The sequence below is a fragment of the Pseudoalteromonas sp. SG43-3 genome, from assembly GCF_014164385.1.
Taxonomy (GTDB): Bacteria; Pseudomonadota; Gammaproteobacteria; order Enterobacterales; family Alteromonadaceae; genus Pseudoalteromonas; species Pseudoalteromonas distincta.
This window is the reverse complement of sequence record NZ_JACJFC010000030.1, coordinates 1-23726: the sequence shown is the minus strand read 5'-3', so window position 1 is coordinate 23726 and position 23726 is coordinate 1. Positions and strand designations below refer to the sequence as shown.

Sequence of the window (23726 nt, the reverse complement as noted above, 5' to 3'; positions counted from 1 at the left end):
CCTCGTCGTAAGAGGCGAGTATTAGGAAAGTTTATTATGAGTAATGTCACAACAAAATTTGCAGCAATTAACACATCAACTCGAGAAAAATTTCGTCAATTTAGTGAAACTTTGCCGCTAGATGCGGCTCAAGAGTTTTATCAAGCCGAGTTGATTTGGGGAGTAGTTGAAGGTAACAAAACACCAAAAATATTATTGCTAACTTTAGAGGAAGGACACTGGCATTACTCTGAGCCTGAAACATTAGATGAATTAATCTTTGAGCTATTAAGCCATAACAATATGTTGGGTGATGAAAGCCAATGGCCAGCATTTATTTACCTTACTGATGCTAACAATCATCGTAATTATGAATTTAAAGGTTTTAGCCAAGCGGTACCTGAAATTCCAAGTATTGAACTGATCCGTGACTATGAACGTTTAAGTGGTGAGCAGAATTTGGCATGGTCTGCCATGGTATATCGAAATCTAATGCAAGATTTAGATGCTTTCCATGAACAGGTTTACCAAACCGTTAAAGATAAAGTCTCAGATAAAAACGACATTATTGAAGAAGTAGCCAAAATTTTATTTTTAGAGTCTTTCCGTGTTCACCATAAACAAGGTAGCGACCTGGGTTTTGAGCATAATGGCCAGGCTTATCAGTTGCCCGAAGTATTCACTCACCAATATGTTGAAAACAATGGAGATAAAGCGGTTGAACTGATTCAAGCGGCTTTTGACCATTTTAAATTACACCCTGATTATGTCGTTGTTAACGATGCAGGTGAAGCTAACCCTATTTTTGACGTTAAAACACATCTTCGATTAGAAAAGCCACGAAACTACGAAACCTTATTAAAAGCAATTCAAGAACTAGGGTCATTTAACGATGAAAGAAGCGGCGAAACCCGCCAAGGAACGCTTGCTGATGTATCTGCAGATTTCCTTGGTCGTGTTTTTGATGTCTTCTTACGTGCTAATTTTGAATCTAAAGGTGGTTTAGGTATTTATTTAACACCCAAACCGGTAAAAGATGCCATGTTAGATATGGTTTTTCATGATATTGAAAATGACACCAACGCCGTAGCACAAATTACTTCGGGACAATTCCGTTTCTGTGACCCTACTTGTGGTTCATATGGTTTTGGCTCAGTAGCCTTAAGTCGCGTGAAAAACTTTCTGCACACAGTTGCTGGATTATCCGACCAAGAGCGTGAACAACAATTTAACCACTTACTAGAAAATGGCTTTGTTGGGGCTGATGCTGCACCACGTATGGTCATGCTGGCGCGTGTGAATATGGCGCTTCAAGGTGCGCCAAAGGCGAAAATATTCTACACCGGTAACTCACTTACAACACCATCTCTCAAAGCAAATAGTTTTGATTTAATCTGTACTAACCCACCGTTTGGTACCCCTAAATTTAAATCAGATAAACGCGGTAAAGAGTCGAAAAAATCTTATGAAGCAGATATGGAGCAAGTATTAGGTGGCTTTCGTCCTGCTGAAGAGGTTGTTGATTCATACAACGCTTATTACGACCACACCAAGATGACCTGGGAAGATACGGGCCCACTTGAGTTGAATGACGATGGCTCTCCAGTATGGGCGGGCTTTCGTACCGACTTACGCAATGTATCCACAGGTAAAACGGCTAAATATGAATTATTTCCAAGTGTTTCAGGCTTAGCTCTGGGCAGTAAGCCCAGTAAAAGTGGTGAATGGAAACCGGTTAAAGGGGGCTCTATTGACCCTGCGGTTTTATTTATTGACCGCTGTTTACAGCTATTAAAACCCGGTGGCCGTTTAATGATAGTACTACCAGACGGTATTTTGTGTAACTCAGGTGATCGTTATGTTCGTGAATACATCATGGGTAAGAAAGATGAAAAAACGGGAGAATTCAGTGGTGGTAAGGCAATAGTTAAGGCTGTGATTTCTCTGCCATCAGATACCTTTAAGCTATCTGGTACAGGGGCAAAAACCTCAATTCTTTACTTGCAAAAGCGTCCTGCTAGCGAAGCACAACCTGAGCAGTTTTTACCTGAGCCGCAAACTGATGTATTTATGGCAGTTGCTGAAACCCTAGGTTACTTGGTAAAAAATAACATCGAAGATTATGCTGCTGGTGTAAGCAATGATTTAGACCCAATCGTCGCCGCCTACAAGCGAGGTGAGTGATGTATTACACTAAAGTGTTATCATCATTAGATGATAGGCTTGATGCTGAATTTTACAACCCTGAAGCGCTGCGCTCGATACAACGAATGAAGGATGTAGGAGAGGTTGTCACATTAGGCTCATTAATATCAGAAGGTTATCGTGTTGTTTACCATGGGACTGACTCGATTAATGGCCTTGATAAAAGTCAGCTATTACCCTTTTTATCTCCTACTCAAATAGATAAAGAGGGAGCAATTTCATTTGAAATTACAGATCAACTCCCTATGCACTATAGAGAATCTTATCCCAAAGGCCTTGCGAAAGAAGGAGAGTTACTCGTCGAAGTCAAAGGGAATGTGGCTAAAGTAGCCGTTGTACCAAGTATTTTCCCTAAAAACTTAATGGTAAGTGGATCGCTTTATAAAGCTTCAATAGACTCAAGCAAAGCTGATATTCATTACGTATTAGCATTTTTAAAATCGGCTAATGGACAGGTACTAAAAAACCGTTTAACCAGTAATACCATCATCAACTACATAGCAAAAGAAGCGTTATATTCAATCCCTGTATTCAAGATCTCGATGGTTGCTCAAAGATACATTGGCAATAAAGTTCGTCAAGCTGAGGCTATACGTATATGGGCTAAGTCTGTGGAAAAAGAAGTTACTGTTTTCCACCAGCAATTTATTCCCTCACAAAATAATTTGAATTTCAATAAGAAGTTTAGGCGTGTTAAAACAGGTAACATGACAGAGCGTTTCGATGCACACTTTTATCCTGCTGTTGTTGATGATTATTTTGCCGATAAAGAAATGTTACCACTCTCTAACTTGGGGAAAATTGCACATATATTTAATGGTCAAACTCAGCCTGAATCTTCTAATACAAATACGTGTGAACAAATAACAGTAACAAACCTTTCCCCAACTTTTTTGATTAAGGAACCAAGAGTAGTTGTAGCACCAGGTTCCAAGGATAAATTTACACATCAACACGATTTATTGATGTGTAATGCGGCCCACAATAAAGCGTATATTGGTCGAGATCTCACATACTGCAGCGCAGATATAGGCGTGCTGCCATCTACAGAAGTGATGGTGATACGTGTAAACAGAAACTTTGTGCCTGCTTCTTACATCAGAACCTATTTATTATCGAAGGTTGGTAATGTCCAGATCCAATCGACTATTCGCGGTATCACTGCTCACTCATATCCTAATGATGTTGCTACATTAGAGATTCCTCTGCCAGTAGTTCCAAATGAGCTAAATGAGCGCTGGTTTGCAATGGATAATTTATTAGCACAAGCCGGATTAGCATGTGAAATTGCGACAAAATTGAATGCTACAGCTAAACTCCTTGTCGAAGCTCTTATAAAAGGCACTGTTAATGAAGCTGAGTTAACTGCGACTCAAGAGGCATTGGACGGAGGAGAAGACTCACTAGAACGAATCCTGTTTAAGCGCATAAATACTGATGGAGTTGATGGTGAAGGTGAACAGTTGTTTGACGACATTGACCAAATTTATGACTTACTGGCACAAGTTACTAAAGAAATGCAGGAGGCCTAATGACAACTCCATCATCACAAATATTTAGTGCCGAGTTGCTGCTAAACGGAAGTGATTTGCTAACGAAGTTAGTTAAACCGTTAGAACGTTTATTAGCTAACGGCTGCGCTATTATTCAAGATAAAGCGTTATGTGATTTACTACAAGGCTTGGCTTACCCCTGTGATGATGGCAAACACTGGGTCGCCAGCGAACAACTATTAACGGGGATCGCTGAACTCGGCTCTAGTTCGCAATTAATTGCTGCAGTTATGGCGTGTGATAGTCACTTTCGCCAGCCTTGGTTAAATATTATGGCAGCGCGCTGCAAAGAAGCAGCAGAATTGAGTGACTCACTACAATTGGTTGAAAGAGTTCATCAACTTGGCGAGGCAAGTGATTGGGTTGTAGCCGCTTTGCCCAACGCTAGTCTAAATGCTACTAACTATAGCGCCATTGAACGTGAAATGTTGGGAACACAAGCTGAAAGTATCAGCGCCGTACCGGTGTTAACTAGAGTGCTCGCGATGGCGAATCAATTAAGCCAATGGCGAAGTCAAACTTTACCCCTATTAGCGCCTACTTCGCCTAATGGGCAACGTCCCGATATTGATTGGGTGACAGGGCGTTTATTGCCCACACCAAAAACAACGTTAAAGCTCACCCCTTATCTACTTGCTGCTCTCTTATCAAAAAGCGCGGAAAACTTATCTGCGGTTGAATCAACCACGTTTAATCAAAAGCAATTTGATCAATTACCACATGATGATGCGAAAACTCGTAGTGATGTCGCACTCGACTGGGTATTAACTTCTCCTTGGGCATTTTTACTTGCCGCCATTAGCTATGAGCAAGACATATGGGCTAGTGAAGGACTCGGAGGGTTTATTTTAGAGCTGCCTGCGGGACAAAATAGTGTTAAACCAAGCCTAGTTCAGGTCTTGGTCCTTAACCGTGAAGGAGATGAAGTATTGTGCGGCAGTTTAGCACAATTTATTCGACGTATTTTGGCCGAGTTATCTATGGCAATTTTTCCTGCTGCAATTGGTGACAATGAATTAGAGCAACAACTTGGGGAGGTTATTGAGCTGTTAATCAAGCGACAAGTATGGCAACACCGTGATGGCGCTAGTGGCGAACTTGATTATTACCAAATTAACCCGCAATTTGCTGATGCTTGTTATCGGATGAAAGGCCAACGAGCTTTTGCCTTATATGGCAAGAAATTACGTGAAGCTATTCGCACTCAAGCATTGCGTTGGCGCCAAGAACAGCAATCATTAGTCAACCAAGCTAGTACAACAGATGTCACAACAAACTACACCAGCAGTAGGCCGGTTAAGTTTTTAAAGGATGTATCGTAATGACAACAAAAAATACTATTAATGAATCTCAAGCCGTTTGGGATGTACTTTCAGGACAACATAACTGGGCGGCTACCGGTGTCTCTGATTATCCTTCTAAAGATCCCTTAGTTGGACAAAGTAAATTTTTTAATCGTTACCGTACCTTTATTAAAACGATTGACCATGAAGATGATAAATTTGCCCATGTATTTGCTGTTGAAGGTGAATGGGGGCGCGGTAAATCACGATTAGGCTATGAACTTATTGCGCAGATTAATGACTGTTCTAAAGGGTGGTATGTTCGAAATTCTGCTGGAGAATTAGAAAGCGCTGAGTTATTTGATGATGACAATAAGCGAGATGAATATTTAGGTTTGTATATACGGTATTCACAAATTGTCTCTAAATTTCAAAATACGGATAACTGGTTTGCTTATGGTTTATATCAGGCATTAATACCCCTGGCGACCAAGCAGTTTGATGGATCTATTCAATCGAGTATTGCTAAACAAGCATTACAGCGTATTGAACCCGAGGGGTTTGATGCAAAAGAGCTGGCTAAGCTTTTAATGCTGGAACAGCAGTTTTCAGATGAAGAACTTTATTACAACTTAGCGAAAGATGAGCAAGGTAATGCCATTACCGTTACCCAGCTGGTGGACTCCGCATATCAATACCTACAAAAGTTCGGAATACAATACATTCTGATTGTGCTGGATGAGTTAGAAACGGTTGCAGAGGCTGCAACGTATGGTTTAGATAGAGACGATGCGTGTCAACTTGATGGGGAAGCTATTCGTTTAATTGGTAAAGCAATTAAAGAAGAAGATCCTCGACGTAAATTACCCTGGTTACGCTATGTCGCCCTTTGCTCGCCATTATTAGGGCAGCAACTACGAGAAATTCAATCTACGGCACGTCGTTTTGAGTTAGTTGAGCTAGAGAACAATGCTTTTGCCGATGTTTCAGATTACGTTATAAAACTCCAAGAAAGTAATAAGCTTCGTCATCAGTATCCACTTGGTTTAGTGGAAGCTGCATACGCCATGAGTGGCGCTAACTTTGGTTGGTTCAATGTAGTGATGGCAAACATTGATGTAGAACTGGACAAATATGCCGATAGTGGCCAACAATTCGGTAATGTTGGAGAGTTGTTTGACAAGGTACTAGAGAATTCTGGTCGTATTTCAGATCATGTATTAGATCACAACGCTATTGAGGGCATTCAAACAACAGATAAAGCCTTGCTCAAGCAGGCACGTGATTTACTCTTTGCACAATTACCAAAGGCTTTAGATCAAGAGCATCAACACTTAATTAAGTTACAGCCACTGGAAAACGAGTACAACGAACCAATTGTTAGTTTATACCGCAAGGTTGAGTGGCCAATGTTGGATTGTCGGCAAGCACTTGAACAAGGTAAGTTCCGTCGTGATCGCGATGAATGGTTTTACCCAAGTGTCGACCAAGGGCTAAATTTACAGGCCTTACGTCAAAATTTGCGAACTTTTGCGATAAATGAGAGTGGAGATGAAAATACATTTTTACTGCCTCTAGACATCCAAGAATTTCGTCACCTTATTAGCCTACTGTATAGCCATCCTGCGGCTGAGTTTGCCGCAGATGCACTTTGGAAACGCTTCTTCGGTGATACACAACAACTAGATGCTGAAGATAAAACCCATATTGGACCAAGTGTGGCTATGTTACTGCGCTTAGATATGCGTTATCGCTCTCAACAGCAAAACTCAATGATCTTCCGTGAAGTGGGTTTTGCAGATGCTCATGAAAAAGCGATGTCACTATTAAAAAGTGAAGCTGAACGGTCGCCATTAGCAAGGCGCCGCACTCGGTTATTAGGTTTGTTTCGTTTACTCGATAGAGATTGGGGCTATAACCAAGAGGCATTTGCTAATAAGAAAGACTTGGCTATTCAGTTTACTAAAGCTGGAGGCGGACGAGGAAGCTTTTCGGGATTACAGTATTGCGAAGGATTGAAGTTACACCCCCAAGGTAAAGCAGCATTTGCTTGGGTGGATAGTAAAGATGAGCTTGCACAATTAAATACAGAAATTTCTCGTCAATATGCTGATATGGGCAGAGTTCCTGTTGTAGCATTTACCGGTTCAATTGGTGTGATGGATGACTATGCCAAAGGTAGTGTTAATGATGATTTAAAAGAGAATATTTTACTATATTACCTTAATACTAGTGAAATCGATGTCATTGAGCGAATAGGGTTGGATCTGCGCCTGCAAAATGGGTTTGACCTTAATGAAAAGGTGTTTACTTCTAAGTTCAAAAATCGCCTAAACAATATTCGTGATTATGCCTATAACCGTATAAATGAGTGGAGACAGTGGCTTAATGAGCGAGGTTTGATTGCCTGGCCACTCAAACCTTCTGGACGTATTAATGAAGATGACCGTGATAAGCTATTTCAAGCCTGGCAATTGCTCCTGATTAAAGGAGGTACCAAAATCAATGGTCTGAATGATATTTTACCTGAGCACGGAATTGATGCTGCTGATATCCGTTCTGTTTTTAGTCGTTTAACCTTAAGTGGCAAAGTTCTTCAAAGTGGGTACCAATCTCATGAACATGCTGGTTTATTTAGTGACATTGATCAACCAGCTCAAGCCCAAGCTCGGGTCCCTGCCTTTTTAGCGGAAATAGCTAACCCTAAGAAAGCAAAATCTTGGACGTTAGACCAAGCACAAGAGCAATGGTATTGGGGTTATCTTTGGTCGCCAGCAAGCCAAGGCTTATCAACTAAAGCGGTATTTAGCGATTGGATGTGGCTTTGTAGCCAGTTGAATTTAATGAAGATAGACGATCTATCTGCTAAAAAAGTTAAATGGATGCCGATTACACGCTTTGATATTGAAGATGGTGAGTTAGGTTTTGCAAAAGCATGGTTTTATGGCGAAGCAAGTGATAGTTATACCGCCCGAGTAGAATCACTCAGAGAAGTATTTGGTGAAGACAAAATACCGGGCTTATTTGCAAGCCTGAAAGCCACACAACATGGCACTGAAACGACTAAGGCAGATAAGCGACTTAAACTGGCAACTGAACAGGCAGATATACTGCGCCACAAAGAAGAAAATCTCAGCCAAAATTTAGCCGATGTAATCGCTGAATTCCCTGAATTATTGCGCTTACGCGAACAAGTGTTATTCCATGTAAGGTCGGTACGAGACAGTAGAGATTCAAGTGTAGATATGCGTGGTGAGCAAAGGATTCGATTAGAGGATGACAAGCGTTCTTTGTTTGTTCGTATTGAGCAAGCTAATCAATTTGCACAATTTATTCAATCATCTGCTGAGCGTATAAATACAGCTTGTAAAAATGTGACCGAAAACATTACGGATAATCCATTAGCTGAAGCCCCTTTTCCCCGTAAGCTTTTTACCATATCTTTAGGTAAGATCAGCAATATACTTCAAGGTGCGATAAAACAATCACAGGCAACAGAAACCCAGCGTATTGAGTATCAAGGATCAACTGAGACGTTGAATTTCTATCTGCGTACATTGCAGCTTGATAAAGTTTCTAATCGTTTAGACGACTTAGCAAGAGAAGTTGGTGTTGATATTCGTAGTGGCACTAATCGCAGCTTTGATGACATCAGTGGTTATATTGTTCATGCTTATCGTAGCTTACTAAAAATGTTTGCAGATATAACGAATGAATTTGAGCTATTAAACGCTAAACTTTCTAGTATAAGTCAACAGTTGGGTGATTCACTGCCAAATGGTTACCCACATACAGAACATCCTAAAATGATAATGACATATCAAGATACCTTGCTTGATATTAGAGAAGCATTACAAGATCTAGATGAGCAAGTAGATGTTTTTTTAGACAAATTTACAAGTGATGCTAGAACAGGACAATTTGCCGCAATTAAAGATGTACCTGCTAGGTTAATGAAGCCTATTACAGCACAATTAGGAGTTTTAAAGGGTAAGGTTAGCATTGTTGAATCAGATGTTAAGCACTATCGAAGTAGCGCGATTGAACAAGCAAATCAAACACTTCGTCCACAAGTATCACCATTGTTGACCTCACTAGGCTCACCAGGGTTGTCTGTGATTAAAGACGAAGATGTTGCTAAATTATCATTATCCGAGCTAACTTTAGAACTAGATTGTCGCACTATTGAATGGCGAAAAATAGCAGAAAAAGCCCTAGAAGGAACAGCAATTTCAGTTGACCGTTGGATTGATATCTCTTCTGAAATGCTAAAAAAATCTCAGCCAAAACTTTCCTCTGAAGAGCAAAAGGCGCTAGTTGATAAAGGTATTCTTAAACTCCAATTTACATTTGGAGGCGCTTGATGAGCTTTTATTTAGCTTTGTCACTGATGAATCACAGGCGTGGACGCTTTTTGACTTCTTTGTTAGGAGCATTACCTTTAAACGAAACTTTACCTAATGAGGGCTGCGTACTCATGATCGGTAAAGATTTTCAACAGTTAACAACAGGTGAAAAGCAAATTTGGCAGGATTGGGTTCAGTCATCTGGGCATGTATTAATGTTACTGCCTCCTTACAATTCAGGACTGATTGATGAAAAACTTGATTGGCAGATTAAGTTTACCGAGCTGGTATCTCCATTGGAGAGTTCATTGACTCAGTTACTGGGATCTGAAGTAACACAAGAGCTATCAGCTAGGAAAGGCGTTAGTGAACGTAATATGGGTCACTATTGGGGCGCATCAGCTTTTAATACTCGTTACGATAAACATCATGCTGCATCAGGTGTTTTTGCCGCAACTTGTTTACCTCTTTGGTCTATTTCACTGCTTGATAAGTCGGACCTCTTATTAGAATGGTTTACATTTTTTGAGCAATTAGCCGGGACGCCCAGCCAAATAGAATTGAATGCAACCGAAGAGCTAGTTCAGCTTAAAAATATCGATTATTCAATAATGGCTTGTATTTTAGCGTGGGATCTAACATCCGCTAATAAATTGATGGCGCATCAGGCTGACCAAACATTTCCAATATTTCAGTTTTTACCTTCAGATGTAGAAGCTGGTTTTGAGCGCTTACAATCTATAGGGTACATCGATACCAAAGGATTAACTTCTTCAGGATTAGCAGCACTTAAAGACAGTACATTTTGGCTTTATGCAGAACAGCTAAAGGAGCGAACAGTATGAACAAGCAAAATTTAGCACAGTCTCTCGCAATAGAGTCACAAATAAGATTACCTGGTAGTGCAGGTCGGCTACTTCAACAGATCAGGGATGTACTTGCCGTAGCTCCTTTATTTAAAAAAGCGGGGTTAGTAAAACGCGTTGAACGGCCAAAAATGATTGATTTATCGGTATCTGGAATTGCTACTCATTCTTGCATCAAAAATGCTTTAGGAGGTTATATTTACGCCTCGGGAGCGGTTAGAACGGATATGCGCATTGATCAAAATCAAGTTAGTACTGGTGGTAATGATTCTGTTTCTGAGCTTGATGATATCGACTTTGAAGCTCAAAGAAAGCGCCTTGATTTAGTAGAAATTCGTCAGGCTTACCAGCTTGTAGAACGTCAATTAAAACAAGGAGAACCAAGCCAACTTATTTTATTAGACACACCTTTATTTCTTGACCGAGCGATGACGCCGCTAGATAGAAACCTAAGTCATGTAGCCGAATATCAGCGAACAAAATCTTATATTTCTAAGTTTTGGCTGGAGAATCGTGTGGATTTATTTCCATGGAATACAAACGGTCCAGTTCTGGCCAGCATTGTTGCTGAACGATTCAGCGCCATAATTAGTATTGCCAAACAAGACTTACGTACTGAAGAAGGCCGTAAACACCTCTTGGTGACAGATGAATTAGATAATACCCAACTTGATAAATTAGCTGATTTAGAAAAACGGCTTTCAGGTATTGGTGACAAACGCTTCATTCATGGAATACTAGGTGCGTTTACTCGTACGATGGCTTTTAGAATGACTGAAAACCGCTCTCGTATGGAACCAAGTGAAGCGGTAGAAGCTGGGGTTATTGGCTTTCATTACAGGGGGGGGCATAGTGGTCAAATTCAAATGGTTCAGTTAGCTGGTGAGGCGCAGGATTGGGATACTAAAAAACTTGATGCTGTTGCATGGAAACTAATGTCTCTTGATATTCAAGGGCAGAGTAAAGCTAAGCCTTTGCCTCAGTTATTGGCGATGCAACAACTTAAGATGTTGGATAAATTTGTTGAGTATTATCGCCAGGGACTAAGTGACGCAATAAAAAATAATGATGTTGAAGACACTTGGCTGTCTGGATTGGATGAGGAATAAAAATGAAACATAGTGTATTAGGTAAATTAGTAGGCAATACGGGTGAAGCCAATAAGCTCACTATGGTTGTTGAGAATTCTTTTTCAGTTCGACGTGGGGAGTTTGTTCGCATCATGCATCAAGAGCGAAAAGATGAACCTGATGTTGCTGTTCTTGGCCGTGTAAATAAGCTTCATCGTTCGAACATGCTATTCAATTCGGGTTTTGGTGACAGTGTTACTGAGTTAGAACTTTTGCCTGGCGCTAATATGACCGGCGAGAATATGCATGCAACTATTGAACTAGTGGGTTATCGAGATCCTGCTACGAACCAAATTAAAATACCGCGCCGTCCGTTAGATCCTGGAGCAAAAGTTGAAACTGTTGATTTTCAATTTTTAAGCAAATTTTACGAGTTTAAAGAAGATAGCAGTCTCCATATAGGTAACCTAGTTGGTTATGAGAGAGGGGAAAATACTGTTCCTGTCTACTTAGACGTTAATAAATTAGTGACCGAGCATTTGGCGGTATTAGCTATGACTGGTTCTGGTAAATCTTATACAGTTGGCCGGATTATTGAGCGCTTAGTTGCAATTAATAATGGTACTGTTGTTGTGTTCGACCCCCATGGTGAATACGGTCGAGCTTTATCTAAAGGCGAACTTCAATTTAGTGATGATCTCGATACGGTAGAAGACAGTCGAGATAAAACCGCGCTACCTGAAATTAAGGCGATGTTCGAAAAGCTTCAAGCCGCTGATGCTGGTATTCAAGTATATACCCCACAAGACGACGCCTTTAATCACAAGTACGCCGGGAAAAATCACCCTTTAGCATTGCAGTTTGATAATTTTGAAATGGATGATATTTCAGAAATATTACCCGGCTTAACAGAACCACAACAACGTGTACTTGATGTGGCAATTCGTTATTGGCGTAGTGCTGATAAAAGCACACCACGCGATATAAATCGCTTACGCTTCTTTTTAGGTGATGGTATTGAAGAGTTAAGGAATTGGGATGACTTATCTGAAGCCGAAGCTAAAGCTTTGAATGGTCGCAGTGCTGCCGTTGCTTCAATGAAGCTAAGTCGTGTACTCAATGAAGCTAAAAGTTTTTATTCGGCTGCGATGAAAGAGCCAACCGATATATATCAAATGGTTGGACGTGCTTCTAACAAAAAAGGACGTTTAATTGTTGTGGATCTTCAAGGTTTAAGTGATACCGCCAAGCAAGTTGTTTGTGGTTTGCTTTCAAGTGAGATATTGAGCGCAGCATCAAGTAAAACAGATAAAACCCGTCCATGCTTCTTGATATATGAAGAGGGGCATAATTTCGCCCCTGCTGGTGGTAATGCTGTAAGTCATCGCATAATTAAAAAGATTGCAGGTGAAGGCCGAAAATTTGGTGTTGGTTTTGGTATTGTGAGCCAACGACCATCAAAACTTGATGCTGATGTTACTTCTCAGTGTAATACACTGATTACTATGCGTTTAAAAAATCCAGACGATCAACGCTTTATTGCTAAAGCATCGGATATGGTAAGCAAAGCTGATTTGGATGAATTATCTAGTCTATCTACTGGTGAGGCTTTAGTTTGCGGTCGCTCAATCCCAGCTCCTTTGTTAGTAAAAGTGGGGACGAAGGCACTTATACACGGTGGTGAATCTCCAGATGTTCTTAGTATGTGGGAACGTTTTGATGGCTGATGCAATTTCTCGAATCAAAGCTGAAATAAATCAAAATGCATTCATTGATAATACTTTTCCTGCCTTAACGACTTGGGGAGTAAAAGATGAGGATGTTTTGATTCACAGCTTAGGGTGTAGTGTATGGAATACATTAGGTCACCAGCTAGGCTATATGGCAGTTGTTGAGGCTCCAGCACCATCCGGAGCTGGAAATGAAATACGTTCAGATTCAGTGTGGTTTTCCTATGTCAGTCAACAGCCAGAAGTTGTGATTGAGTTTGAACGATATGAAGGTTCAAAAGCTGATAAATCAAAATTAATATCAAAGCTAATGAACTTGCTTGAAGCCTATCATCGTTGGGGAAAGAAACCTTCGCTTTTAATCTTATCGTTTTGGAGCAAAGAGGTGGTTTCGGCACCTGACATTCGAGAATTAAAGAAAATAGTAAAATTTGGAGCCTGTAACAGTAACGGAGTGTTTATTCCTGGTGTAGAAGATGCTGAGCTATTAATGAATCGGTTTTTTTTTGAAGATAAAACAAATCAATTATTACATTTACAATCTGTTAGTTTTTTGGGGGCCTAATGAATCAATTTGCAGGATTATTTTTACCAAAAGCTAATAAACAGCTTGGTGATAGATATCATTTATTTCAATGTTTAGGGGATGGAACTCATGGTTGGGTATATCGTGCAGAACGATTATCTGATGGTCAAATTGTTGCAATAAAAATTCCTAAACAAAATTCACAACCAGATCGTTTACTTGCTGAAGGCAAAGAACTTATTGGACTGGAACCACATCATAATGTCATTCAAGTTTTTGATATGGGCAGGATCCCTTCGGAAAAACATTTGTATGTGATAGAGATGGAATACTTTCCTAGTGAAACCTTGGCGCAAAAATTAGAAAACCGTTACTTTCATTTATGTAATTCCGACAAAACTTTTCCAGGAAATGAATATGAGTGTGTAGCGGTAAATTCACCTAAATACTATTTCCATATATTCGATCAGGTGCTTGAGGCAATAGAGTACCTTTCAAATTTAAATCCACCGATATCTCATGGTGATATTAAGCCGCATAATATTTTGATAGGTCAGGATGATTTAGTAAAGTTAACTGACTTCGGTAGTTCAGCTTTGCCATTAGAGTTTTATGTCCGTACTCGTGAAAACGGAGGGACAGTTCTTTATTCTGCTCCGGAGTTTTGTGATTGTGGCTCACGAAAAGGTACTACTGAGGAGCTATTGTCAGGTGATATCTATAGCCTAGGAGTATTGTTGTACCAACTAATGACTGGATGCTTACCACATGACACCCAAATAGAAGTTAGAAGTCATGCTCCTTTTGCTAAACCGAGTGAGATTAACTCAGGCGTGTGTCCTGAGCTTGAAATAGTGATATTAAAATGTTTAAGTAAATTGCCTAAAGATCGCTATTTATCTATTCAGACGTTAAAGGCTGATTTCGAATTTTCCAAACAAAAACAAGCAGTCTATACCGCACCAAAGGGAGCTTTAATAGCTTCAAATTCTCCACGGAAAGATTGGTCAAGCGAAGTAACTCAAGCGCTTGAAGATACTGATTACCAAGCTGCGGCAAGAACAGCTGAACTTGAATTTAAGCGAAGTCATAATTGCTATGCATTATTTCTTCAATGTCATTCTCTATATCGTGATGAACGATGGAAAGATTTAGAGAAATTGATAATCGAAAATCTTCCAACCTTTATGCAGCTTGACGATAGTGATATATCATCAGCGCGTGTGATTGCTATAAAAGCGATGTTAAAATGGAGAAATATCGATTTAGCCCAAGAACTTATCGATGTTGCTAGGCAACAGGATCCTGATGACTATGATATTTCTTTGTGTTATGCATCATTGCTTGGCATGAACGCGAAATATGATGATGCTAAAAAAGAATTGGAAAAGCTAAATCGTGTTTACCCAAGGCAACAGAGTATTCTAAAGCGCTTATTACAAGTATGTGAGCAACTGAGAGATTACAATACGTCAGCAGGTTATTTGCGTGTGCTGTTAAAGATAGTTAAATCAGATGAAAAGTTAAACCAAAAACGACAGCAGTATGAACGTTTGGGGGTTTGGTAGCCAATAATTAAATTAAAAATTGTAGTAGATCAGACCTGATCTACTACAACTAATTCACCCCTGCATTAATACGAGGTATTTATTACTTCGCAGACAACTTATAAAGACGATTTAGCCGTTCATCCAGCTTTGAACTTTATTTTGGATTATTAATGCATCTAAACTCCCATCCAGACCATCATTAGTAACTATCAAGTTTCCAACAGATTCTGATATACCTGCACTTTCATAAACAGATTTCTTTTTGTCCCAACGATCTTTATACGACTGTAGACCTAACATTCCTAAGTGTTCTAAATAAACTGTCTTGCCCTGATGGCGTAAGGTGAAGTCAGGCTTATAAGCTTTATCCCCTATAGCTAATGGTTCCTCGTAGTTATATTCAACACCTAACTTGTCCAAGATGTTAGCTACAATTACTTCAGATTTAGACCTAACCATTTCACCGCGAATCGTTTTGTGGATTAACTTACTTTCAAAGTACCTTTTTTGATTGTTTAACTCAATTTCAACGATGTTAGGAATTTCAAATAAGTCGGTATATCGTTGTTTGGTATCTGAATGCCAGTCATGTGCATACTGTACTAGCTCCTCTATAGGCAAGTCACATAAAACGATTAGATTTTCTCTTTGACGAGAGAACGCCGTGTATAAAAGCTCTTTAGTTACTAATGAGCTTTTACCATAGATCACTATTATGGTTTTTCCAAAGCTTGAACCTTGTGATTTATGGACTGTGAGAGCATAAGCCAATTCCAATTTAGAGTCGCTGTTATCGCCACCAAAATCAGAGCTGCTATATGAAAAAAGTTTTCCTTCAAATGAGCCAAACATAAAATTATATGAAGCAGGGTATTTCACGTTCTTAATAGCTCTACTTAATATTCCAAGTTCCCCATTTGCTATATATTCGGTTGTTTTATCCCAGGCACTGCGCTTTTCATTTCTATTTGATATAACTTTGTCACCTACAACTATGTTTTGAACTGACTGTGGTTCATATTTATTTTTCCGTTTCCATTGTTGCCAGTTTTCAACTGTAGGTTGTCTATATTGTTGATGTATCTGGTTGTTCAAATAATAGCTTCCAGCACCAATAAACTTTGTAGGAGATAAGATTTGCCAGTCTTCTATGTGTTTCCCTGTATTAAAATTCGTAAATTTACCATTTTTTTCAGCTCCTAAGCTCCTATTAAATCCTTCAAGATCATCCTTATTATCCATATCGGATACTTCCACTAGCTCCTCAAATAGCTTTTCTTCTAATTCATCTAAATTAGAAAATTTAACATACTTAAGACGATGGTCAGTTAGTTTGTTTTGAATGCGGTGAATAACATCTTTATCAGGTGAGTCTGTATTTGAAAATATCTGAGCAAATGATAAATCATCCCCTCCAATTCCTTGCCTCATCTCGGTTTCTAATATCGCAACGTTATCAAGATGATTATTTTCAAAATAATTGATTAAATCTACGAATGGACGTCCGGCCCCTATTGGTGGGAGTTGATTTGGGTCTCCGACAAAAATAACTCTTTCAGCATGGGGGTCAACAAGCTTAAGTATGCCAGCAAACATATCTTCAGTAAGCATCGAGCTTTCATCAATAATTACTGTTTTAGCAAAGCTAGAACTAGGTTCGCTTGGCAACTTATAATTCATAGTATTCCAGCTAAACCCTTTAGAACGAATCAAAAATTGGGCAGCCGTCATAAATTCGGCTTTAACATTACTATTTTTAAGTGAGTTTTCGAGCTGAACTCGTGCTTTACCTGTTGGAGTGATAGCTAGCACTCCCCCAGCTTTGATATCCTGTGAAGAAGTAAAAATTCCTAATGCTGAAGTTTTCCCAGTTCCAGCTTTCCCTAATAGCACTGATATTTTTGATAACTCTAACTTCTTTAAAGCTATGGCTTTTTCGTTTCTGGCTTGCTTGTCCTTTTCTGCATAATTCTCATTAATATCACCAAACTTTTCATCAATAATATTTTTCCAGTCTTGCTGACTTGAAAAAGAAGAATTAATGCGACTTTTAATAACCTCTGTTACCAGTTTTTTATAGTCTTGATATTCATTTAATTTAACGTACTGGTTGGATTTATTGACATATAAATCACCCTCTTGTAAGAAATCAAGAATACCTTCAATTTTTTCTGTCTGAAAATCAGTTTTAGAATCCAAAGGAAGTTCGTTAATCTTATTAACAATCTGATCATAGCTAAGTAATGTATGTCCTTTGTTTTTAGCCCCCATCAAAACAAAGATCATCATGGCTCTAAATCTATGCTTATCGCTCTTTGTTCTCATCTTAGTAGGTTTGGTAAGTGGGTGATTATTTTCTACTAGGGAGTTAACAAAAAGGGCATTATCTATTTGGGCGATAGAAATTTGATGTTCTTCTTTTTCATACCTACTTAGTTCAAATAAAAGATAAGGGTTATCAATGATCTTGAGAGCATTATCTTTCTGTGTACTCCATACATATTTAGATTGTTCAATTGATAGGTTTATTCTTGATAATAATTCAAATAGCTTTGTTTTATTGTCATCTTGTAGTACTCCAAAAAACTCATCTTCCTTCTCGGCTAAGCTATCATCAAGTTTCTCATTTTCAGTTTCTTTCTCTCCTGAAAAGTACAATTTTAACTCTGGGATCAAATCGTTTTTAGATGTGTCAATATAACGAGAAACATCATAACCATAGCGTACTCCAAAAGCTGACAGCACTGATCCCAAACCAGGAAAAATCCCCCTTTGATTCCAAGTTCTTTTTAACTGTTTATCAATATATTCAAGATGAGTATTAACCCACTCTTGATTAGCCGTTTGTAGGTTAAGTTTAGCTATGTTTACTAATACGATTTTCGCTTGATTTAGAACATCTATAGCTGCATCAAAACTAACCCATTCTGCGGTATATGAGAATTCAGCTCTAAAACCAGAGGGTTCAAACAGAGTAACTGTTGGAACATCAAAGTCAGGATGGCTTTTCAAGTATTCAGAAATTTCATGATAAGGCATTAAAAAGCCTTCTTTTCCGCCAACTCTTATTGAATGAGCAGCATTTGTTTCCCAAATATAGTTTTTCTCATCGCTAGTTCCATTGGATACATATTCACTAATTTCAATACTAGAGATCAAATTGCCTATACCTGCAATGACTCGTCGATTATCCTCGATAAATGGAACTTGTTTATAATAGGGAAATATTAACGACTGATTAGGCCTAACACCTGAGAAAAAATACTCAAATATACCTTTTTGCGACTCTCCATGTGATACCCATGCACTTGACCAGTTCAGCATCTGTTCAGTTTTATCTAGGTCAAAGTAAAAGTTGTAATATTGTTGTTTTTCACATGCACTTTCTTTTAAGGTCCATGAAAATGGGCGCAATAAGAATGAATACGGTTCCAGTTCAAAAGTGGTTTCTTCAAAGTGCTTAAACTTCTCATTACCGTTCTTATAAGGGTGGTTCATGTGAAGAGTAAGATTGTTCTCACTCATAAATGCAGCATTTTCAGTAATCCAACTTTGCATTTTTTCACTTCCAACTGACTTATAACTCGCTCCTTTATTTTTCTGTTCAAAATCTAGATCGCGAGATGCGGCAATATTAGAAATGACTTGAGCTGCTACGTTATATTTAGGGTTATTATCAACTCGACCTGTGTAATCATTATCTTTCCAAGGAATTCTTGTCGAGAAGTGTTGTACATAATTTACTTTTGACTTTACCTTGTCACTCATTTGGTTCTCCTTATAGAAATTCCTAGGACTATAGTCTTATTGCCTTTGCTAGTAGCTTATATTTATTGATTTTTGCAATCAGCTCTGTACAAAGCAACTTAATTTAATTTTTCTTATTGGCTGCTCAAACTATTTATTTTTAAAGCGAGCTTTGAAAGCGCTTCTTTCCGCTCATCTAAATAATCATGCTTATTATAAATTCCTTCGACACCTTTGAGCTTATGATTAAGGCAGCGCTCGGCGACATGACCTGGTGTTCCTTGCTGGGCTAGCAACGTACGGCACGTGCGGCGTAAGTCATGAACAGTAAAATGAGGCATATCATCCATTAGGTTAGGTGGTTGCTTCTTTTTGCCGGCTTCATGACCAAAGAGTTTTGTAATGGCACGATTAAGTGTGTCTGCGCCCATATGAGGTTTTTTACTAGTTCTGCGACTAGGAAACACATATTCAGAACCGAAGGCTCGTACTTTTAACTCTTCAAGCCAGGTAAGCACTTCAGGTGCTAAAGGAACGGTAAAACCAACATTGGTCTTACTTCTTTCTGCCGGTAAGTTCCATACCTCGCTTTCTAAATCAAATTCATCCCACTTAGCTTCGCACAACTCTGATTTACGAACGCCTAAGCAAACCAACAATAAACAGGCTAGGTAGTTCTCTCGACTAAAACTGTCGTTATGTTTTTTGGCTGTAGCAAAAAATTGTTTGAGTTCATCTTCACTCAATGCTCGTTCTCTGCTTTTTTCTACACCGCCAGCATCCTTAAAAGTAAAGGCGGCAGCAGGGTTGTAGGCGAGTAAATCGAGTTTTATGCCGTGATTGAATAACTGTTTACAATAGCCTAGTGCATCATTAGCAATAGCCAATCTACCTGAAGCCTTTATATCTTCTATCGTGGTACGGATATCTCTGGCGGTTACCTGGTCAATTTTAAATTCACCAATATGTGGGGCAATATCTTTGGTATAAATGCGTTTGGGAATTTTTGGGTGCTTGAGTCTAGCTTCAAGTGTTGGATACCAGTCTTCGAATAGGTCATCCACTGTTTTAATGCTTTCTTGCTCGGCACGTTTTTTTGCTAACAGCGGATCAAGGCCTTCTCTGAGTTGCTTCATTTTAGAAGCGGCTTCAAATCGAGCATCTTTTAACGAAAGATCTGAGTACTTACCCAGCGTCATTTCTTTACGTTTTTTATTGGAAGTGTAGCGAACCATCCAATAAGCTGAGCCTGACTTTGGAACAACAAAATACAACCCACCACCATCGGCGTAGCGACCTGCCTCTTCTTTTTTTATTTTAGACTCTAGTTCCTTAACCGTTAGGTTACCCGTAGTACTCATAGTGCTCCCCAAGCCTGATATCTCTTGGGATTCAGTTTACCCACCACTAGTGCTTTTGTAAACACCCACCTACCCACCAATTAACCCACCACTTAGGTATGGATTTTGGTGGGTAACTGTGAACGACTACGAACTGAGTTTTTAATTAATCCCTTTAAAATCAGTAAATAAAAGGAAGTTATGGAGCTTGTCGAATACTATTCAATATTTTGGATCTGCTCACGCATTTGTTCAATTAGTACTTTTAGCTCTACGGCTGCAGTAGTGATGTCACTATTGATAGACTTAGACGCTAGCGTGTTAGCTTCACGATTAAATTCTTGCATCATAAAATCTAAGCGGCGGCCACATGCACCTCCTTTTTTAAGGATTTTTTTAGTTTCTTTAACGTGAGACTTTAAGCGATCTAATTCTTCAGCCACATCTTGTTTTTGCGCAAGGTAAATTAGTTCTTGTTCAAGGCGTGACTCGTCAATGTTTGCTGTTAAGTCTTCTAGCTTTTGAGCAAGTTTTTCACGCTGCCATTTAGCAATCTCAGGCATATGCGTTTCTACAATTTCTACTTGCTCTAGAATTGCATCAAGGCGTATTGCTATCATTTCTTCAAGGTTTGCACCTTCATCGCCACGTGCAGATTTAAAATCTTCGATTACTTGATCAAGACCAGCTATTAATGCTGTATTAACGCTATCCATATCAAGCTCCTGTGCTTCCATAACGCCAGGCCAACGTAATATATCAACAGGGTTAATATCGCCATTACTTTGTTGTTGAACCCATTTAGCGCTATTTATTAGTTGTTCAGCAAGTGCTTGGTTAATTGATAGCTCGCCAACGTGGGCAGGATTTGTCACAAACTTTAAAAAGACCTCAACTTTACCGCGTTGTAAGTGTTTGCGTAAACGCTCACGAATAACTGGCTCCATGCCACGAAATTGCTCTGGTGCGCGTATAAATGTTTCAAGGTAACGCTGGTTTACTGAGCGAACTTCCCAAGTGCCAGTACCCCAATCGCCTTTTATTTCGCGACGCGCATAAGCTGTCATACTGTGGATCATGGATATTTTCCTAAATTTATAAATACAATATTATGATGATTATACCGTAACACTGCTTAAGCTCTAGGGAAAATTTAATACACTGAATATTTTGCATACAGCTATTTATTTAAATCAACATGGTATCTATACCCACATACACTTATAATGTCGCAAATTCTGAATTAAGGGGATCGTCAATGCGTCCAAGCGAAAGAACACCTAACCAAATTAGACCTGTTACATTTACACGTAATTATACTTTGCATGCTGAAGGCTCAGTACTTGTTGAGTTTGGTAACACTAAAGTACTTTGTACAGCTACTGTTGAATCGGGCGTTCCTCGTTTCATGAAAGGTCAGGGTAAAGGTTGGATCAATGCTGAATACGGTATGTTACCGCGAGCAACGCATACGCGTAATGCTCGAGAAGCTGCACGTGGTAAGCAGGGCGGTCGTACTATGGAAATTCAGCGCTTAATTGCACGTGCACTTCGTGCTGCTGTTGACTTAAAAGCACTTGGCGAAAACACAATTACCATTGACTGTGACGTTATTCAAGCTGACGGCGGTACACGTACTGCTTCTATAAGTGGTGCATGTGTTGCACTTGTTGATGCTCTAACACATATGCGTGCAAAAGGTATGATTAATTCAAACCCACTTAAACATATGATTGCAGCTATTTCAGTTGGTATTTACAAAGGCCAAGCAATTAGCGATTTAGAATACATTGAAGATTCAGCAGCAGAGACTGATATGAACGTAATTTTAACCGAAACAGGTAAAATTATTGAAATTCAAGGTACAGCTGAAGGCGAACCTTTCTCGTTTGATGAGCTAGATGAGTTACTTACTTTAGCTAAACATTCTATTCGCGAAATTATTGACGTACAAAAGCAAGCATTAGCATAAATAGGTAGGCCACAAGATATGAAAGATTATCAAAAAGAGTTTATAGAATTTGCTCTAGAGAAGCAGGTGTTAAAATTTGGTGAGTTTACATTAAAGTCTGGACGCACAAGTCCTTACTTTTTTAATGCTGGTTTGTTTAATACTGGTCGAGACTTAGCGCGTTTAGGTCGCTTTTATGCATCGGCACTCGAAGATTCTGCTATAGAGTACGATGTATTATTTGGTCCTGCGTACAAAGGTATTCCAATAGCGACAACAACAGCGGTTGCCTTAGCGGATCATCATGATAAAGATGTACCTTACTGTTTTAATCGTAAAGAGAAAAAAGCACACGGTGAAGGCGGCACATTAGTAGGCTCAGAACTCAATGGCAAAATTATGCTAGTTGACGATGTAATTACTGCAGGTACTGCGATTCGTGAGTCGATGGAAATCATTGCACAAAATGGTGCTGACCTTAGTGGTGTTTTAATTGCGTTAGATCGCCAAGAAAAGGGTAAAGCTGAATTATCAGCTATTCAAGAAGTTGAGCGTGACTTTAATACCAAAGTGATTTCAATTGTAAAATTAGCTGATCTTATCAGTTACCTTGAAAGCCAAGGCACAATGGATGAGCATTTAGCCTCAGTTAAAGCTTACCGTGATCAATACGGCGTAGCATAAATAAAAAGCCTTGCAGTGCGGGGCTTTATTTTGACCTTCATTCATAGAGTTTATTAATGAAAGATGTATTAAAACCGAATGGCTTAGGCCTCAAGCGTGTTTTCAAAGCAACCTATTGCTCTTACCTTGGCTTTAAAGCAGCATTTAAAGAAGAAGCAGCATTTAGGCAAGAGCTACTATTAAGCCTTATATTATTTCCTATTTCATTTTGGCTTGCTTCATCACTATTACACTGGGCAATACTAATTAGCTCACTGCTTATTATATTAATAGTTGAATTACTAAACTCCGCCATTGAAGCATTAACAGATCGAGTAAGTACAGAGTTACATGTATTGTCAGGTAGGGCCAAAGATATGGGATCTGCAGCCGTAACACTTACATTAACGATCGTATTGATCATCTGGGGTGTAAGCCTCTATATGAAGATCGTTTAACTCTACTTCTAATATAAAATAGGTTTGAACCCCGTTAGTTGTTAATAATTTGATGGTTATGTTGTATTTTTAACGTGTTTAGCTCAAATTCTCAGCGAACAGCACATTATTTCAAGTTTTCTTCAAAAAAGGGTTGATCTGTTTTTGGATCTCCCTATAATGCGACCCCACTGAGACGGGAAACAGCAACGCATAGCGAGGCACGAACAACTCAGGGTGTTAAGTAAAACTTAGATTGAATCTTTTTAGAAAGTTTAAATTTAAGTGTTGACAAAAAAATGGGAAAGCGTAATATGCGCAGCCCTAGCGAGATAAAGTTCAACTTTATAATCGCAACGTTCTTTAACAATATAAAGCAATCATCTGTGTGGGCACTCGTACAGATTGAGTTCTAACAGCCAACCTACTTAGGTAGCGAGGCAAAAAAATTAGAGTCTCAATTGAAAACTGAGTGACCAA

15 protein-coding genes are annotated in these 23726 nt (G+C 39.1%); 12 read left to right on the top strand and 3 right to left on the bottom strand.

Going from position 1 to position 23726, the window contains the following annotated elements; genetic code table 11:
* The first annotated feature begins 36 nt into the window (after window positions 1–36).
* From H5157_RS19170 to H5157_RS19130, 9 genes are all read left to right on the top strand, one after another.
* On the top strand, window positions 37–2163 hold the full coding sequence (locus H5157_RS19170; protein WP_182725301.1) for a class I SAM-dependent DNA methyltransferase: 2127 nt from the start codon (window positions 37–39) through the stop codon (window positions 2161–2163).
* Entirely contained in the window at window positions 2163–3716 is a 1554-nt protein-coding gene (locus H5157_RS19165) for a restriction endonuclease subunit S (RefSeq protein ID WP_182725300.1), read from the top strand. The genes H5157_RS19170 and H5157_RS19165 overlap by 1 nt, the downstream gene beginning before the upstream one ends.
* A complete protein-coding gene (locus H5157_RS19160) occupies window positions 3716–5059 on the top strand; it encodes a hypothetical protein (RefSeq protein ID WP_182725299.1) in 1344 nt (447 codons plus the stop codon). Before H5157_RS19165 ends, H5157_RS19160 begins: the two co-directional genes overlap by 1 nt.
* Window positions 5059–9384 (top strand): hypothetical protein, encoded by a 4326-nt coding sequence (locus H5157_RS19155; RefSeq protein ID WP_182725298.1) that lies wholly within the window; start codon window positions 5059–5061, stop codon window positions 9382–9384. The genes H5157_RS19160 and H5157_RS19155 overlap by 1 nt, the downstream gene beginning before the upstream one ends.
* Window positions 9385–9497: 113 nt before the next feature.
* The gene (locus H5157_RS19150; protein WP_182725297.1) at window positions 9498–10211 is read left to right on the top strand and encodes a hypothetical protein; all 714 of its coding nucleotides are present in this window, start codon (window positions 9498–9500) and stop codon (window positions 10209–10211) included.
* Complete coding sequence (locus tag H5157_RS19145; RefSeq protein ID WP_182725296.1) at window positions 10208–11341, top strand: hypothetical protein; 1134 nt, start codon at window positions 10208–10210, stop codon at window positions 11339–11341. Before H5157_RS19150 ends, H5157_RS19145 begins: the two co-directional genes overlap by 4 nt.
* A gap of 2 nt (window positions 11342–11343) precedes the next feature.
* A complete protein-coding gene (locus H5157_RS19140; protein WP_182725295.1) occupies window positions 11344–13029 on the top strand; it encodes an ATP-binding protein in 1686 nt (561 codons plus the stop codon).
* Window positions 13022–13597 (top strand): hypothetical protein, encoded by a 576-nt coding sequence (locus H5157_RS19135; protein ID WP_182725294.1) that lies wholly within the window; start codon window positions 13022–13024, stop codon window positions 13595–13597. The genes H5157_RS19140 and H5157_RS19135 overlap by 8 nt, the downstream gene beginning before the upstream one ends.
* Window positions 13597–15126 (top strand): serine/threonine-protein kinase, encoded by a 1530-nt coding sequence (locus H5157_RS19130; protein ID WP_182725293.1) that lies wholly within the window; start codon window positions 13597–13599, stop codon window positions 15124–15126. Before H5157_RS19135 ends, H5157_RS19130 begins: the two co-directional genes overlap by 1 nt.
* Window positions 15127–15237: 111 nt before the next feature.
* Here H5157_RS19130 and H5157_RS19125 read toward each other — a convergent pair whose 3' ends face one another.
* The 3 genes from H5157_RS19125 to H5157_RS19115 form a co-directional block, all read right to left on the bottom strand.
* Window positions 15238–18876, bottom strand: a complete 3639-nt coding sequence (locus tag H5157_RS19125) for an AAA family ATPase (RefSeq protein WP_182725292.1) — start codon at window positions 18874–18876, stop codon at window positions 15238–15240.
* A 113-nt stretch (window positions 18877–18989) separates the two neighbouring features.
* Window positions 18990–20216 carry a site-specific integrase gene (locus tag H5157_RS19120; protein WP_182725291.1) on the bottom strand — a complete coding sequence of 409 codons (1227 nt, stop codon included), beginning with the start codon at window positions 20214–20216 and terminating at the stop codon, window positions 18990–18992.
* 197 nt (window positions 20217–20413) lie between these two features.
* Complete coding sequence (locus H5157_RS19115) at window positions 20414–21274, bottom strand: YicC/YloC family endoribonuclease (RefSeq protein WP_182725290.1); 861 nt, start codon at window positions 21272–21274, stop codon at window positions 20414–20416.
* Window positions 21275–21453: 179 nt separating this feature from the next.
* On the opposite strand from H5157_RS19115, the gene rph reads away from it, so the two are divergent.
* From rph to H5157_RS19100, 3 genes are read left to right on the top strand one after another with little or no spacing between them, the layout of a single operon-like run.
* Window positions 21454–22167, top strand: coding sequence for a ribonuclease PH (gene rph, locus H5157_RS19110; protein WP_002958890.1), 714 nt, complete (start codon window positions 21454–21456; stop codon window positions 22165–22167).
* 18 nt (window positions 22168–22185) lie between these two features.
* Entirely contained in the window at window positions 22186–22830 is a 645-nt protein-coding gene (gene pyrE, locus H5157_RS19105) for an orotate phosphoribosyltransferase (RefSeq protein ID WP_002958891.1), read from the top strand.
* A gap of 56 nt (window positions 22831–22886) precedes the next feature.
* A complete protein-coding gene (locus tag H5157_RS19100; RefSeq protein WP_182725289.1) occupies window positions 22887–23267 on the top strand; it encodes a diacylglycerol kinase in 381 nt (126 codons plus the stop codon).
* The last annotated feature ends 459 nt before the right edge of the window (window positions 23268–23726 follow it).